14 protein-coding genes are annotated in these 15,068 nt (G+C 62.3%); 10 read left to right on the top strand and 4 right to left on the bottom strand.

Annotated elements, in window-relative coordinates:
- Nucleotides 1–609: a tetratricopeptide repeat protein gene (locus O5O48_RS10195; protein WP_228245265.1), complete on the top strand. Its 609-nt coding sequence runs from the start codon at nt 1–3 to the stop codon at nt 607–609.
- Between the two features lie 18 nt (nt 610–627).
- Here O5O48_RS10195 and O5O48_RS10190 read toward each other — a convergent pair whose 3' ends face one another.
- A complete protein-coding gene (locus tag O5O48_RS10190; protein WP_228245264.1) occupies nt 628–957 on the bottom strand; it encodes a DUF1820 family protein in 330 nt (109 codons plus the stop codon).
- Nucleotides 958–1,100: 143 nt separating this feature from the next.
- On the opposite strand from O5O48_RS10190, the gene miaB reads away from it, so the two are divergent.
- From miaB to lnt, 5 genes are all read left to right on the top strand, one after another.
- A complete protein-coding gene (gene miaB, locus O5O48_RS10185; protein ID WP_088273496.1) occupies nt 1,101–2,426 on the top strand; it encodes a tRNA (N6-isopentenyl adenosine(37)-C2)-methylthiotransferase MiaB in 1,326 nt (441 codons plus the stop codon).
- Nucleotides 2,427–2,571: 145 nt separating this feature from the next.
- Complete coding sequence (locus O5O48_RS10180) at nt 2,572–3,585, top strand: PhoH family protein (RefSeq protein WP_088273495.1); 1,014 nt, start codon at nt 2,572–2,574, stop codon at nt 3,583–3,585.
- Nucleotides 3,575–4,033, top strand: a complete 459-nt coding sequence (gene ybeY, locus O5O48_RS10175; RefSeq protein ID WP_233048309.1) for an rRNA maturation RNase YbeY — start codon at nt 3,575–3,577, stop codon at nt 4,031–4,033. Before O5O48_RS10180 ends, ybeY begins: the two co-directional genes overlap by 11 nt.
- A gap of 6 nt (nt 4,034–4,039) precedes the next feature.
- Nucleotides 4,040–4,879: an HlyC/CorC family transporter gene (locus tag O5O48_RS10170; protein WP_088273493.1), complete on the top strand. Its 840-nt coding sequence runs from the start codon at nt 4,040–4,042 to the stop codon at nt 4,877–4,879.
- A gap of 23 nt (nt 4,880–4,902) precedes the next feature.
- Nucleotides 4,903–6,423, top strand: a complete 1,521-nt coding sequence (gene lnt, locus O5O48_RS10165) for an apolipoprotein N-acyltransferase (RefSeq protein WP_269686916.1) — start codon at nt 4,903–4,905, stop codon at nt 6,421–6,423.
- Here the strand turns inward: lnt and O5O48_RS10160 are convergent.
- Entirely contained in the window at nt 6,376–6,642 is a 267-nt protein-coding gene (locus tag O5O48_RS10160) for a hypothetical protein (protein WP_088273491.1), read from the bottom strand. The two genes, lnt and O5O48_RS10160, sit on opposite strands and share 48 nt — an antisense overlap.
- 186 nt (nt 6,643–6,828) lie before the next feature.
- Between O5O48_RS10160 and leuS the strand changes: the two genes are divergently transcribed.
- Genes leuS through holA form a run of 3 tightly spaced genes read left to right on the top strand, consistent with a single transcriptional unit; the run spans nt 6,829 to nt 11,037 of the window.
- Nucleotides 6,829–9,435 (top strand): leucine--tRNA ligase, encoded by a 2,607-nt coding sequence (gene leuS, locus O5O48_RS10155; protein ID WP_228245261.1) that lies wholly within the window; start codon nt 6,829–6,831, stop codon nt 9,433–9,435.
- 20 nt (nt 9,436–9,455) lie between these two features.
- Nucleotides 9,456–10,001 carry an LPS-assembly lipoprotein LptE gene (locus tag O5O48_RS10150; protein ID WP_088273489.1) on the top strand — a complete coding sequence of 182 codons (546 nt, stop codon included), beginning with the start codon at nt 9,456–9,458 and terminating at the stop codon, nt 9,999–10,001.
- 7 nt (nt 10,002–10,008) lie between these two features.
- Nucleotides 10,009–11,037, top strand: a complete 1,029-nt coding sequence (gene holA / locus O5O48_RS10145) for a DNA polymerase III subunit delta (protein WP_228245260.1) — start codon at nt 10,009–10,011, stop codon at nt 11,035–11,037.
- Between the two features lie 11 nt (nt 11,038–11,048).
- On the opposite strand, the gene O5O48_RS10140 is transcribed toward holA, so the two are convergent.
- Nucleotides 11,049–11,909 carry a universal stress protein gene (locus O5O48_RS10140; RefSeq protein ID WP_269686915.1) on the bottom strand — a complete coding sequence of 287 codons (861 nt, stop codon included), beginning with the start codon at nt 11,907–11,909 and terminating at the stop codon, nt 11,049–11,051.
- 17 nt (nt 11,910–11,926) lie between these two features.
- The gene (locus O5O48_RS10135; protein ID WP_228245257.1) at nt 11,927–13,420 is read right to left on the bottom strand and encodes a SulP family inorganic anion transporter; all 1,494 of its coding nucleotides are present in this window, start codon (nt 13,418–13,420) and stop codon (nt 11,927–11,929) included.
- Between the two features lie 322 nt (nt 13,421–13,742).
- Here O5O48_RS10135 and O5O48_RS10130 point away from each other — a divergent pair, with 322 nt between their 5' ends.
- On the top strand, nt 13,743–15,044 hold the full coding sequence (locus O5O48_RS10130; protein ID WP_269686914.1) for a lytic murein transglycosylase: 1,302 nt from the start codon (nt 13,743–13,745) through the stop codon (nt 15,042–15,044).
- Nucleotides 15,045–15,068: the final 24 nt, after the last annotated feature.

The raw sequence follows: 15,068 nt of genomic DNA, 5'->3' as shown, positions 1-15,068 counted from the left end.
ATGCAACGCCTGCTTACGCCCGCTGTCCTTACCGGCCTGCTTATGCTGCCGGCGTCCACCCTGCTGGCAGAGTCGGATAACCCGCTACTGATCAGTGCCGACGACCGCTGCGCCTTTGAACGGGTTGACGATGAAAGCCTGCCGCTGGCGCTGGACGCATGCCAGCGCGCGGCCGACGGCGGCGACATGCAGGCGCAATTCGAATTGGGCCAGCTGTACTACAAGGGTGAGCGCGTAGAGCGCAACTATGCGACCTCGCTGCAGTGGCTGGAAAAGGCATCAATCCAGGGTGAGCCCAGAGCCCAGTACCTTCTGGGTATGATGCACTTCAACGGCGAAGGCATCCCGCGCAACCTGCCGCAGGCCTACATCATCCTCAAGATGGCCGCCGTCAACGGCAATGATGACGCCATGGATGCTGCTGACCTGGTCGCGCAAGAGATGGACGCACAGGAAGTTCAGGTGGCCAACCATGTGCTCGGCACCCTGTTTCGGGACTATCTGGCGCAGATTCGCGAGGAACAGCTCAGTGGCACGATGGCGCCGGGCGCCCCCGTCGAGCCACCCGGTGATATCGACCAGACGGATCAGGAACTTCAGCAGCCTTGAGGCTGCTGCATGAGTCTGTCAGCCGTCGTTACGCGGCGGCATCGGGAAATGCATGATGTTGCTGCCGCCCTGAGCGTCGGTGATTTTTGGCGTGCCGACGCGTTCAACTTCGTCAATACGAATGATCGAGTGCACGGGAATGAAGCTGCGCTTGACCCCTTCAAACTGATTCTTCAGTTTCTCTTCGGCCGGATCGACCAGCATCTGTGACCGCTCGCCGAAGATCAGCTCTTCAATTTCCATGAACCCCCACAGCTCACTCTGAAAGATCTGCTGGGCGTAAAGCTCGAACACCTGTCCCTGGTTCTGGAAGATGACCCGGAAAACCGGTTGCTTTTCTTTGCTCATGACGGGTTGATCAACACCTTGAAAAACGTGGAAGGACACCGTGGCATCAGCCGCTCGGCGGGCGCGCATCATAGCACAGGGGGCGGCAGAAGCAGATGTGTGTATAATCGCCCCTTTTCCCAGCTAGCCCCCAGCACAATCCCATGGCCAAGAAACTCTTTATTCAGACCCACGGTTGCCAGATGAACGAGTATGACAGCTCGCGCATGGCAGACCTGCTCGGCGAACATCAGGCAATGGAGCTGACCGACAACCCCGATGAGGCGGATGTCATCCTGCTCAACACCTGCTCGATCCGTGAAAAAGCTCAGGAAAAGGTTTTCTCCGAGCTGGGCCGCTGGCGCCCGCTTAAAGAGAAGAACCCGGAGCTGATCATCGGCGTTGGCGGCTGCGTCGCCAGCCAGGAAGGCACCGCCATCCGCGATCGCGCCTCCTACGTTGACGTCGTCTTCGGCCCGCAGACCCTGCACCGCCTGCCTGAGATGATCAACGCCGCGCGCACCACACAGCAGCCGCAGGTGGATGTCAGCTTCCCCGAGATCGAGAAGTTCGACGCCCTGCCCGAGCCACGCGTAGACGGCCCGACGGCCTTCGTATCGATCATGGAAGGCTGCAGCAAGTACTGCAGCTTCTGCGTGGTGCCCTACACCCGTGGCGAGGAAGTCAGCCGCCCGCTGGCCGACGTGCTGGCCGAGATCGTTCACCTGGCCGAAAACGGCGTCAAGGAAGTCACCCTGCTGGGTCAGAACGTCAATGGCTACCGTTTTGACGGTACCGACTTTGCCGACCTGCTGCACGCTGTGGCAGCGATCGACGGGATTGAGCGCATTCGCTACACCACCAGCCACCCGCTGGAATTCTCCGACGCCATCATCCAGGCCCACGCCGAGATTCCGAAGCTGGTGAAGTACCTGCACCTGCCCGTGCAGTCCGGCTCCGACCGCGTACTGGCGGCGATGAAGCGCAACCACACTGCGCTGGAATACAAATCACGCATCCGCAAGCTGAAAGCAGCGGTGCCGGACATCATCCTCAGCTCCGATTTCATCATCGGCTTCCCGGGTGAAACCGACCGCGATTTCGAGCAGACCATGAAACTGGTTGAGGACGTCGGCTTCGATTTCTCCTACTCGTTCATCTATAGCGCCCGTCCCGGCACGCCGGCGGCCGATCTGAATGATGACACGCCAATGGAGACCAAGAAGCAGCGCCTGCAGATTCTTCAGGCACGCCTGAACCAGCAGGGCTTCGAGAACAGCCGCCGCATGGTCGGCACCACCCAGCGCATCCTGGTCAGCGACTTCTCCAAGAAGGACCCGGGCATGCTGCAGGGCCGGACCGAGCACAACCGGGTGGTCAACTTCCGCTGCGACAACCCGGGCCTGATCGGCCAGTTCGTCGACGTCCGGATCGAAGAGGCGCTGCCACACTCACTGCGCGGCACCCTGATCAGCAACACGGCACACTGAACAGGTGTGCCCCGTCCCCGCTGCAAAACCGCCACCGTTGTGCTGATAATCCAGTGAAAGGTATGGATAGGCGGGTCTTTGCAGCGGGATATTTGCGCGCTATCCTGTGCGCTTCTCAGTGCCATATGGCGACCAACAGACCATTTTGAACGCGCCCCAGCATATTCATCGCTTCAGTATCGAACCTGTCGACCCCCGCCGCTTCGCCAGCCTTTGCGGCCAGTTCGATGAAAATCTCCGCCTGATCGAACAACGCCTCGGCATCGAAGTCCGCAACCGCGGCAACCACTTCGAGCTGATTGGCGACGATTCCCTGACCCGCTCTGCCGAAGCCGTGCTGCGTCAGCTGTATCGCGAAACCCGCAATACCGACGACCTGAGCCCGGATACCGTGCACCTGTATCTGCAGGAATCGGGACTGGAAAGCCTGGGCGAAAGCCTCAGCAATGGTGAAGACCACAAGCCGGTGATCCTGCGCACGCGCAAGATGAGCATCCAGCCGCGCGGCCCGAATCAGCAGAAGTACGTGCGCTCTATTCTCGAGCACGACATCAACTTCGGCATCGGCCCGGCCGGCACCGGCAAGACCTATCTGGCGGTGGCCTGCGCGGTCGATGCACTGGAACGCGAGCAGATTCGGCGCATCCTGCTGGTACGTCCGGCGGTGGAAGCCGGCGAGAAGCTGGGTTTTTTGCCCGGTGACCTGGCGCAGAAGATCGACCCCTACCTGCGCCCGCTCTACGACGCCCTGTACGAGATGCTCGGGTTTGAGCAGGTTGCCAAGCTGATCGAAAAGCAGGTGATCGAGATCGCGCCGCTGGCGTACATGCGTGGCCGCACCCTGAACAACAGCTTCATCATTCTCGACGAGTCGCAGAACACCACACTGGAACAGATGAAGATGTTCCTGACCCGTATCGGCTTCGGCTCGACCGCGGTGATCACCGGCGACATTACCCAGGTCGACCTGCCCCGCGGCACCCGCTCGGGCCTGGCCCACGTCACCGAAGTGCTGAAAGACGTCAAGGGCATTGGCTTCACCCACTTCGAGTCCAAGGACGTGGTGCGACACCCGCTGGTCCAGCGCATCGTCGAGGCCTACGACCGCTTCGACGCGCTGCAGGAAGCTGCCCGCAAGGAGCGTCGCAATGAGCATTGAGCTCGACATCCAGCGCGCTTCCAGCGCACCCGATCAGCCCGACGACGACAGCTTCATACGCTGGGTCGGGCTGGCCCTGGGTACCGGCACCGACCGAGAACTGACCATCCGTCTGGTGGACGCCGATGAGGGCCGCCAGCTGAACAGCACCTATCGCGGCAAGGACTACGCCACCAACGTATTGTCCTTTCCTGCAGACCTGCCCCCCGAACTTGACCTGCCGCTGCTTGGCGACCTGGTGATCTGCGTCCCCGTAGTCGCCCGTGAAGCTGACGAGCAGGGCAAACCCCTGCACGCGCACTGGGCGCACATGGTCATCCACGGTTGCCTGCACCTGCTCGGCTACGATCACATCGAAGACGCCGATGCAGAAGAGATGGAAGCCCTGGAACGGGAATTGCTGGCAGAACTCGGCATAGCCGACCCCTATCTTGAAGATGATGAGTAAGGACCAATGAGCGAAGATCGATCGACCAACGGGCATAAGTCGTGGCTGGATAAACTGGTCCAGGCTTTTGTCCATGAACCCAAGAACCGCCAGGAACTGCTCGAGCTGCTGCGCGAGGCGCACAGTAACGAGGTTCTGGATATCGAGGCCCTGTCGATCATCGAAGGTGCGCTCCAGGTGTCGGACATGCAGGTCCGCGACATCATGGTGCCGCGCTCGCAGATGACTACTATCAAGGCAAGCCACAGCCCGCGCGAATTTCTGCCTGCAGTGATCGAAGCCGCCCACTCGCGCTTTCCGGTCATCGGCGAGAACGTCGATGATGTGCTGGGCATTCTGCTCGCCAAGGACCTGCTGCCGCTGCTGCTGGAAGAGAACACCGAGCGCTTCAACATCAAGGACATCCTGCGTTCCGCGACCTTTGTACCGGAATCCAAGCGCCTCAACGTGCTGCTCAAGGAGTTCCGCGCCACCCGCAATCACATGGCCATTGTCATCGATGAATACGGCGGCGTATCCGGTCTGGTTACCATCGAAGACGTGCTGGAGCAAATCGTCGGCGACATTGAAGACGAGCATGATGTTGACGAGGACAGTCAGATCAAACCGCTGCCCAGCGGTGATTATCTGGTCAAGGGCCTGACCCCCATCGAGGAGTTCAACGAACACTTCGAAACCGAGTTCTCCGACGAAGAGTTCGATACCGTTGGCGGGCTGGTCATGAACGCCTTCGGCCATCTGCCCAAACGCAATGAAGTGGTCGAGCTGGACGGTTTCCGGGTTCGCGTGCTGAACGCCGACAGCCGCCGGGTTCATCTGCTGCGCGTCACCCTGGTCAACCGCTAGCCGGCACCGATAAGGACATCTCCATGCATGCCCTGCTCAGCCGCCTGCGCGGCCCCGGCCTTGTCGGCCACCTGATCGCGCTGGTCGCCGGCGCGCTCAGCACCCTCTCCTTTGCCCCCTACAACATCTGGCCGCTGGGCATGCTCTCAGTGGCCCTGCTGTATCAGGGGCTGAAGGACGTCACGCCAAAGCAGGCCGCCCTGCGCGGTGGCGCCTGGGGGCTGGGGCTGTTCGTCTCCGGCGTTTCCTGGATCTATATCAGCATCCACGTCCACGGCAATGCCTCACCGCCGCTGGCCGCCTTGCTGACCGGCGGACTGGAACTGGGACTGGCTTGCTTCTTTGCACTGATGGCCTGGCTTTGGGTGCGTTTTCTGCGCCCGCAGGGCCCGTGGCTCGCCAGCCTGTGTTTCGCCCTGCTGTGGTTTGCCCAGGAAATGTTCCGCAGCTGGTTCCTCACAGGCTTCCCCTGGCTCTATCACGGCTATGCGCACACTCACAGCGCGCTGGCCGGCTGGGCGCCGGTTGGCGGTGTCTGGCTGCTCGGCGTGATATCAGTGCTGATCGCATGCCTGTTGACCGAGTGGCGTCTGCTGCGACGCCCACTGCAGGCGGCGGCCGTTGCTGCGCTGGTCGGCTTGTTCTGGGGCGGCGGGTTGCTGCTGCAGTACGTCGACTGGACCCGGCCAGTCGGCAAGCGCCTGAGCGTCAATCTGGTGCAGGCCAACATAGAGCAGGCCAACAAATGGGACCCGGCCTACATTACCCACACACTGGAACTGTACCGTGACCTGACCTACGCCCAACCGCCAACCGATCTGGTGGTCTGGCCGGAAACCGCGGTACCGGTCCTGCAGAGCCAATCGCTGTACTTTGTTGACGGCATCGCCGCCAATCTGGCGCAGCAAGGCCGCACCCTCATCACCGGCATCCCGGTCGATACCCACGATGAGCATGGCATGCGCATCTACAACGGCATCATGGTCGGTGGCAGCGAGCCCCGCAGCCAGTACCTGAAACAGAAGCTGGTACCCTTTGGCGAGTACGTGCCACTGGAAGGCCTGCTGCGCGGCCTGATCGATTTTTTCAACCTGCCGATGTCCAGCTTCAGTCGCGGGCCGGCCGATCAGCCGCCACTGCAGGCCGCCGGTTACCAGCTGGCGCCACTGATCTGCTACGAGGCGGTCTACCCCGATTTTGCCGCCAAGCTCGCCGCCCGGAGCGACCTGTTGATCACTATCAGCAACGACAGCTGGTTCGGCTCTTCCATTGGCCCGCTCCAGCACCTGCAGATGGCGCAGATGCGCGCCATCGAAAGCCAGCGCTGGATGATCCGTGCGACCAATAATGGCGTGACCGCGCTGATCGATCCGCGCGGCATCATTCGCCAGCGGATTGCGCAGTTTCAGCAGGAGGTATTGATCGGCGAGGTGCAGCCGATGACCGGGCAGACGCCCTATCTGCGCTGGCGCAGCTGGCCGCTGATCGCTATGGCACTAGCAATACTGCTGCCCGTTGCCTGGCGCCGGCGTCACGCCCGGTAGCGGCGTGCGAGTGGAGATGGCGACCAGAATCTGCTGCAGCAGCGCCATCTCCTCGGGGCTCAGCCCTTGCAGCTCGAGTTCACTCGGCAATTCCGGATAGCCACTGAGCCATTGCCGGGTGTGCGCCATATCCAGCGCCTGGTCCAGCCGTCTAAGCAAACGACCATAGGCACTGTCCTGTGGCTGTCGAGCTACCACCGAAGGCAATCCGCCACACATCTCGCACCCTCCCGCAGTAGCCTGAAGCAAGCCCCGGTGACCTGCCTTTCCACCTAGAGAATAGACCCACCGACCGGGTGTCTACCGAGCCGGCGACGAATGGCATGTGACTACCTGATGAGCGCCGGGTGGTGTATCCTGCCCCATTACTTTTTCACGTCACCACGAGTCACCAGACCCCACGCCATGCAAGAACAGTATTCACCGAGCGAAATCGAAGCCGCTGCCCAGACCGACTGGGACAATGCCAACGCTTTCAAGGTCAGCGAAACCCCCGACCAGGACACCTACTACTGCCTGTCGATGTTTCCCTACCCCAGCGGCAAGCTACACATGGGGCATGTGCGCAACTACACCATCGGTGACGTGATCGCCCGCTACCAGCGCATGCAGGGCAAGAACGTACTGCAGCCCATGGGCTGGGACGCCTTCGGCATGCCGGCGGAAAACGCAGCGATGAACAATAAAGTCGCTCCGGCTGCCTGGACCTACTCCAACATCGATTACATGCGTACCCAACTGAAAAGCCTGGGCCTGGCAATCGACTGGTCGCGCGAGATCGCCACCTGCAAGCCGGATTACTACCGCTGGGAGCAATGGCTGTTCACCCGCCTGTTCGAGAAGGGCATCATCTACCGCAAGAACGGTACCGTGAACTGGGACCCGGTCGACCAGACTGTTCTGGCCAACGAGCAGGTAATCGACGGCAAGGGCTGGCGCAGCGGCGCCGTGATCGAGAAGCGCGAGATCCCGATGTATTACTTCGCGATCACCAACTACGCCGAGGAGCTGCTGAGCTCGCTCGATGAGCTGACCGGCTGGCCCGAACAGGTCAAGACCATGCAGCGCAACTGGATCGGCAAGTCGGTCGGCATGGAAGTCCAGTTCCCGTACGACACCGCCAGCATCGGCCACGACGGCACCCTGAAGGTTTTTACCACACGCCCGGACACCCTGATGGGCGCGACCTACGTTGCCGTTGCCGCCGAGCACCCGCTGGCCACCCAGGCCGCGCAAAACAACCCCGAACTGCAGGCGTTCATCGACGAGTGCAAGCGTGGTGGTGTGGCCGAGGCCGACATCGCTACCCAGGAAAAGAAAGGCCTGCCGACCCCGCTGTACGTGCTGCACCCGCTGACCGGCGAGAAGCTGCCGGTATGGGTCGCCAATTACGTGCTCATGGGGTATGGCGAAGGCGCCGTGATGGCCGTACCGGCGCATGATGAGCGCGACTTTGCCTTTGCCAGCAAATATCGCCTGCCGATCAAGCCGGTAATCCGCACTTCTGCCGGCGACGAAACACCCGAACCCTGGCAGGACGCCTACGCCGAGAAGGGCGAGCTGATCAACTCAGAAGAATTCGACGGCCTGGACTACGACAGCGCCTTTACCGCCATTGGCGAAGTACTGAAGCAGAAAGGCCTGGGCGAGCCACGCACCCAGTTCCGCCTGCGTGACTGGGGTATCAGCCGTCAGCGCTACTGGGGCTGCCCGATTCCGATCATTCACTGCGACAGCTGTGGTGACGTACCGGTGCCGGATGACCAGTTGCCGGTCGTCCTGCCCGAAGACGTGATTCCCGATGGCGCCGGCAGCCCGCTGGCCAAGATGCCCGAATTTTATGAGTGCAGCTGTCCGAAGTGTGGCGCCGCCGCCAAGCGCGAAACCGACACCATGGATACCTTCGTTGAAAGCTCCTGGTACTACGCCCGCTACGCCAGCCCGCAATATGACAAGGGCATGGTCGACCCGGCTGCGGCCAATCACTGGCTGCCGGTGGACCAGTACATCGGCGGGATCGAACACGCTATTTTGCACCTGCTCTACGCGCGTTTCTTCCACAAGCTGATGCGCGACGAGGGCCTGGTCAGCAGCAACGAGCCGTTCAAGAACCTGCTGACCCAGGGCATGGTCCTGGCCGACACCTACTACCGCCTTGAAGCCAACGGCAGCAAGACCTGGTACAACCCGGCCGACGTGGATGTCGAGCGCGACGCCAAGGGCAAGATTGTTGCTGCCACCCTGCGCAGCGACGGCCAGCCGGTCGAGATCGGCGGCACCGAGAAGATGTCCAAGTCGAAGAACAACGGCGTTGACCCGCAGGCCATGATCGACCAGTACGGCGCCGACACCTGCCGCCTGTTCATGATGTTCGCCTCACCGCCGGACATGAGCCTGGAATGGTCCGACTCCGGCGTTGAAGGCGCCCAGCGCTTCCTGCGCCGCGTCTGGCGCCTGAGCCAGCAGCACCATGCCAGGGGCCCGGCCGCAAACGCCGACCTCGGCAGCCTGAGCGACGAGCAGAAAGCCGTACGCCGCGCCATCCATCTGGCCATCAAGCAGGCCAGCCAGGATATCGGCCAGCACCACAAGTTCAATACCGCCATCGCCGCCGTGATGACCCTGATGAACGTGCTGGAAAAGGCACCGCAGGACGCCGAGCAGGACCGCGCCCTGATGCAGGAAGGCCTGGAAACCGTCGCCCTGCTGCTGGCGCCCATCGCCCCGCACATCTGCCACAGCCTCTGGCAGGCATTGGGTCACAGCGATGCGATCATCGACGCGCGCTGGCCGAGCGTCGACGAGAGCGCGTTGGTACAGGACAGCCTGCAACTGGTTATTCAGGTCAACGGCAAGCTGCGCGGTCACATTGAAGTCGCCGCCGACGCCAGCCGCGAGCTGATTGAAGCCACCGCGCGGGAAAACGAGAATGTGCTGCGCTTTACCGAGGGCCTGACGATCCGCAAGGTGATCGTCGTCCCGGGCAAGCTGGTCAACATTGTCGCCAACTGATTTTGCAACGGAGAGCCAAGATGTCACTGACCACCCCCCGCCTGCTGCTCAGCTGTGCCGTTCTCGGCGCCACCCTGCTCGCCTCCGGCTGCGGGTTCCACCTGCGCGGCACCGGTGTCGACAGCGTCGAGCTGACCCAACTCGATGTAACGGCGCAAAACCGCTACGGCCGAACCTACCAGCAAGTGCTTGAGGCACTGGAAGTGGACGGGGTCCAGGTCACGCCGACCGCAGCCTACCGGCTGCAACTGCTGAACGAAGGTCAGGAGCGCAGAGCAGTAAGTTATACCAGCAGCTCGACTCCGGCAGAATACGAGCTGACCAGCAACCTGACCTTCCAGATCGCCGACCGTCAGGGTCGCCCGCTGATCGGTCCGGAAACCCTGGCCACACGCCGTATTTACGTCAACGATAAGGACAACATTATCGGCACCACCGAGGAAGAGGAGCTGCTGCGCCGGGAAATGCGTCAGGACCTCACCCGCCAGTTGCTGTTCCGACTCTCCAGTATCAGCGAAGGCGACCTGTCCAGCCGCGAATCGCGTCTCGACCAGCAGGGCAACTGAGCAGGTAATGAAGCTCAACGCCCCCCAGCTGGGCAAGCAGCTCAGGGACGAGCTGGCCGCCGTCTACGTTGTCAGCGGTGATGACCCGCTGCTCTGTGGCGAGGCCTGCGACCTGATTCGCCAGGCCTGCCGCGCCGCCGGCAGCGAGGAGCGCCAGGTTTTTGATGTGGACCGCAGTTTCGACTGGTCCCAGCTGTACGAAGCCAGCCACAGCCTCTCGCTGTTTGCCCAGAAGCGCTTGCTCGAACTGCGCATTCCCTCGGGCAAACCGGGTGACGCCGGAGCAAAGGCGTTACTGGCCTATCTGGAACAGCCTGCCGAAGACACTACCCTGCTGATCAGTCTGCCCAAGCTCGATGGCACGACCCAGCGCAGCAAGTGGGCAAAAACCCTGATCGAACACGCTGACAGCCGGTTCGTCCAGATCTGGCCGATTGAGCCTGCCCAATTACCCAACTGGATTCGCGAGCGCCTGCTTGCCGCCGGCCTGCAGGCTGGCCCCGAGGCGATCGACCTGCTCTGCGCGCGGGTGGAAGGCAATCTGCTGGCGGCGGCGCAGGAAATCGAGAAGCTGAAACTCTACTGCCCGCAGGGCCAGCTGAGCCTGGAGACGGTGCAGCAGGTTGTTGCCGATAGCGCCCGCTTCGACGTTTTCAACCTCAGCGATGCCATGCTGCAGGGGCAGCCGGAACATGCCCTGCGCATGCTTCATGGCCTGCGCGGCGAAGGGGTCGAGGCTCCGGTGATTCTCTGGGCTGTGAGCCGTGAACTGCGGGCCCTGGCCGATATGGCCCAGCAGCACAGCCGCGGCATACCGCTGGACAAGGTATTCGCCAGCCAGCGTCCGCCGGTCTGGGATAAGCGCAAACCCTTGCTCCGCGCGGCACTGCAACGCCATCCGGCGATGGCCTGGGAACGCTGGCTGGGCGATGCCCAAACCGTTGACGAGCAGATCAAGGGCCAGGCACCGGGTTCGCCTTGGGATGGCCTGGCACGGATTCTGGTCGAGGCCTCGGGCGCGCGTCTGGCGCTCTGATTCAGGGGCGGTCAGCGCAGCAGCAGCAACGGGCACTCGGCATGGCGGAGCATGGACGTGGTCGTGCTGCCGACCAGAAACCGGCGAATGGGCGAATGGCCGTAGGCACCCATGACGATCAGATCCATTGCCTGCTCGCGCTGACAGGCCAAAAGCACCGAGTCCACCTCTGCGCCAGCGCGGATCTCGGCCGTTGCCGTGACGCCTGACTGCTGCAGCTGCAAGCGGGCGAACTCAAGAGCCTCCCGCGCGTCAGCGGTATCAGCACCAACCATCAGCAGGTGCATCGCCAGACCGGCCAACAAGGGACTCTGTAACAACAGGTCCAGTCCCTTGCGAACACTTGGGCTGTTATCGAAGGCCACCAGCACGCGCTGCGGTGAGCGGAATACGCCGGTAGAGACCAGTACCGGCCGATGCATGGTGCGAATTACGCTTTCCAGCTGACTGCCAACCTGGCTCGCTGCCGAGCCGCCGGCTTCACCCTGTCGCCCAACCACCAGCAGCCGGATATCGCTTTCCAGCTCCTGCAGGGTGTCGACCAGGCGCCCGTGGCGCTGCCGCAGAGCGGGTTCTGCCACTCCATCTGCGCGCACCCGGGCTGTCGCAGCATCGAGCATCAACTTGCCCTGTTCGCGCAGCAGGCGTGCACGTCGTTCGTCCAGCTCCGCCAGCTCGCTCAGCAGATGCTCGCGACTGCCCAGTCCGATGCTGCCGGACAGGTCGGCAGGCGATGCGCCGACGTTAGGCTCCAATACATGCAGCAAGGTCAGCGGCGCGGACAGGCGCAAGCTGGCCCAGGCGGCATAATCGCAGACCGCCTCGCTGGATGCGGAGCCATCGATGCAGGCCAGTACCTGTGGTTCGTTCATCCTGCTCTCCGTTGCTTTCAGTGACCGCCGATGTGGTCTACCGCATCAGGTTTGTCATGCACGCCAAACCGATCCACAATCGTGGCACTGGCCTCATTCAGGCCGATGACCTCAACCGCTGTACCCTCCCGGCGGAACTTGATGACGACCTTATCCAGAGCACCCACGGCGGTGATATCCCAGAAGTGGGCGCGACTCAGGTCAATCACCACCCTATCAAGCGCTTCCCTGAAATCAAAGCCCGCAGCAAACTTGTCCGCAGAACTGAAAAACACCTGGCCCACCACCTCGTAGCGACGCTCTTCGCCATCGGCGCTCAGCACGCTGCCGATATGCAGGTAATGACCAATCTTGTTGGCGAAAAACATTGCCGCCAGCAGCACGCCGACAAACACGCCATAGGCCAGGTTATGGGTCGCCACCACCACTGATACGGTGGCCAGCATGACCAGGTTGGTCGACAACGGATGGTGACGCAGGTTGCGGATCGAATCCCAGCTGAAGGTGCCGATCGACACCATGATCATCACCGCCACCAGCGCCGCCATGGGAATCTGCCCGACCCAGTCGCTGGCAAACACCACCAGCACCAGCAGCACACTGCCGGCCACAAAGCACGACAGGCGGGTGCGACCACCGGATTTCACGTTGATCACCGACTGACCGATCATGGCGCAGCCCGCCATGCCGCCAAGCAGGCCCGATGCGATATTCGCTACACCCTGGCCCTTGCACTCACGGTTCTTGTCACTGCTGGTATCGGTCAGATCGTCGACAATCGTGGCAGTCATCATCGACTCAAGCAGCCCAACCACCGCCATCGCGGCAGAGTACGGCAGAATGATCATCAGCGTATCGAGGTTGAGTGGCACGTCCGGCCAGAGGAAGACCGGCAGGGTATCGGGCAACTCGCCCATATCGCTGACAGTGCGAATATCCAGCCCGAGATAGATTGATACAGCGGTCAGCAACAGAATGCACACCAGTGGCGAGGGAATAACCTTGCCGACGCCCGGCAGCAAGGGGAACAGATAGATGATACCCAGGCCGGCGGCAGTCATGGCGTAAACGTGCCAGGTTACGCCGGTCAGCTCGGGCAGCTGGGCCATAAAAATCAGGATCGCCAGCGCGTTGACAAACCCGGTCACCACCGAGCGCGAAACGAAGCGCATCAGCGAGCCGAGCCGCAGATAACCGGCGCCGATCTGCAGCACACCGCACAACACGGAAGCGGCCAGCAGGTACTCCAGGCCGTGCTCGCGAACCAGGGTAACCATCAGCAATGCCATCGCCCCGGTTGCCGCCGAAATCATGCCGGGACGACCGCCGGTAAATGCGATCACCACCGCAATACAAAAAGAGGCATACAGGCCAACCTTGGGATCCACTCCGGCGATGATGGAGAAGGCGATGGCCTCAGGGATCAGCGCCAGGGCAACGACCAGGCCGGACAGCAGGTCGCCGCGCACGTTGGAGAACCATTCGCGGCGCAGGGTTTCGATGACAGTCATGGGCAGGCAAACCTGTTTTCAATTCAGAAGACGACACCGCAGCGTCGTCAGGGTGCGGGGCCCCTGTTCACATGCGGCAACACAATGTCACATGCCCCGCGAAATCGCCGAAGGCGCGCGGGCAAGGAAGCAGGGTCAATAGAGGCCGCGAACTCTAGCATAAATGCCGGCATACGGCCATTTGCCGCCCTTGCCGAGTCGCGCGTCACCTGTCATTGTCGGATTTTGCTGCCGGAACCTTTCCAGTAAGACAACCTCGAAAAGCTCAAGGACGGGGCTTGTAAAGCACCCGACAGCCCAGACAAGAATCCAGAGAATCTGCATGCCAACACCCCTCAGCCGCAAGGCCCGCCTCCATCTGATCACCTCGTTCAGCCTTATCTGGCTCACCGCCTGCGCAGACGCACCCAGCGCCGCGCTCGCGCAAGCGGCACCGACCCAGCCGCCCGCCGCAGCCGTTGCGCCGGCAGCGGTGCCGGCACAAGCGCCCAAACCGCAGACATTCGCCCAATGGCGAGACAGCTTTCGCCAGGAGGCACTGGACAAGGGTATCGACGCCGAACTCTTTGACCGCGCCTTCGCAGGCGTCACCCCGGATGAAGATGTCATCAGGGCGGACCGCAGCCAGCCCGAGTTCTCCCGGCCAGTGTGGGCCTATCTCGACAGCGCCATGTCCAGCCAGCGGGTATCGACCGGCCGCAGTCGCCTGGCCGCCCAACGCGAGACGCTGAATGCCATCGAACAGCGCTACGGGGTAGACCGGCACATTCTGGCCGCCATCTGGGGGCTGGAGAGCAACTACGGCCAGAACATGGGAAACCGCCCGGTTATTCGCTCGTTGGCCACCCTGGCCCACGAGGGCCGACGCCCGCGCTTTGCCCACGATCAGTTACTGGCAGCACTGGATATCCTGCAGCACCGCGACATCGAACCGGCAGGCATGCTTGGGTCATGGGCAGGTGCCATGGGGCAGACCCAGTTTATTCCCACCACCTACAACCAGTACGCAGTGGATTTCGATGGCAATGGCAAGCGTGATATCTGGAACTCACCAGCCGACGCCCTGGCCTCGGCTGCGCATTACCTGCAGCAATCCGGCTGGCGCTCCGGCCAATCCTGGGGCCAGGAAGTGCTGCTGCCAGCCAACTTCGATTATGCCCAGGCCGACCCGGCGGTGAAGAAGACCGTTGCCGAATGGCAAGCGCTGGGCGTCACCACCCCCGGAGGCCAGCGCCTTGCCGATAATCTGGCCGACCAGCGCGCCGCGCTGCTGCTGCCCGCCGGTCATCGTGGCCCCGCCTTCCTGCTGCTGCACAACTTCAGCACCATCATGCGCTACAACAACTCGTCGAGTTATGCGCTGGCCATCGGCCTGCTGTCCGAGCGGTTTCAGGGTGGCGGACGGATCGTCGCCGACTGGCCGACCGATGACCGCCCACTGTCACGCAGTGAGCGCATCGAACTGCAGACCCTGCTGACCGAGAAAAGCCTGGAGCCGGGCGGCATCGACGGCATTATCGGCGCCAATACCCGGCGCGCCATTCGCAGCTTCCAGCAGCAACAGGGCTGGCCGGCCGACGGTTACGCCTCGGTCGAGCTGCTCGAGGCGTTGCGCCGGCCATGATCGTCAGCGCGCAGCTCAGCGCTG

This window comes from Halopseudomonas sp. MFKK-1 (assembly GCF_027474385.1).
In the GTDB taxonomy this organism is placed as follows: domain Bacteria; phylum Pseudomonadota; class Gammaproteobacteria; order Pseudomonadales; family Pseudomonadaceae; genus Halopseudomonas; species Halopseudomonas aestusnigri.
The sequence above is the reverse complement of the archived record's forward strand: the minus strand, read 5'-3'. Positions and strand labels throughout refer to the sequence as shown.

Coding starts and splice junctions, on each gene's coding strand:
- ybeY (WP_233048309.1), top strand. CDS start 3,575: ATGAGCATTGAGCTCGACATCCAGCGCGCTTCCAGCGCACCCGATCAG.
- O5O48_RS10140 (WP_269686915.1), bottom strand. CDS start 11,909: ATGAACGAACCACAGGTACTGGCCTGCATCGATGGCTCCGCATCCAGC.
- O5O48_RS10130 (WP_269686914.1), top strand. CDS start 13,743: ATGCCAACACCCCTCAGCCGCAAGGCCCGCCTCCATCTGATCACCTCG.
- holA (WP_228245260.1), top strand. CDS start 10,009: ATGAAGCTCAACGCCCCCCAGCTGGGCAAGCAGCTCAGGGACGAGCTG.
- O5O48_RS10170 (WP_088273493.1), top strand. CDS start 4,040: ATGAGCGAAGATCGATCGACCAACGGGCATAAGTCGTGGCTGGATAAA.
- leuS (WP_228245261.1), top strand. CDS start 6,829: ATGCAAGAACAGTATTCACCGAGCGAAATCGAAGCCGCTGCCCAGACC.
- O5O48_RS10195 (WP_228245265.1), top strand. CDS start 1: ATGCAACGCCTGCTTACGCCCGCTGTCCTTACCGGCCTGCTTATGCTG.
- O5O48_RS10190 (WP_228245264.1), bottom strand. CDS start 957: ATGAGCAAAGAAAAGCAACCGGTTTTCCGGGTCATCTTCCAGAACCAG.
- lnt (WP_269686916.1), top strand. CDS start 4,903: ATGCATGCCCTGCTCAGCCGCCTGCGCGGCCCCGGCCTTGTCGGCCAC.
- miaB (WP_088273496.1), top strand. CDS start 1,101: ATGGCCAAGAAACTCTTTATTCAGACCCACGGTTGCCAGATGAACGAG.
- O5O48_RS10150 (WP_088273489.1), top strand. CDS start 9,456: ATGTCACTGACCACCCCCCGCCTGCTGCTCAGCTGTGCCGTTCTCGGC.
- O5O48_RS10160 (WP_088273491.1), bottom strand. CDS start 6,642: ATGTGTGGCGGATTGCCTTCGGTGGTAGCTCGACAGCCACAGGACAGT.
- O5O48_RS10135 (WP_228245257.1), bottom strand. CDS start 13,420: ATGACTGTCATCGAAACCCTGCGCCGCGAATGGTTCTCCAACGTGCGC.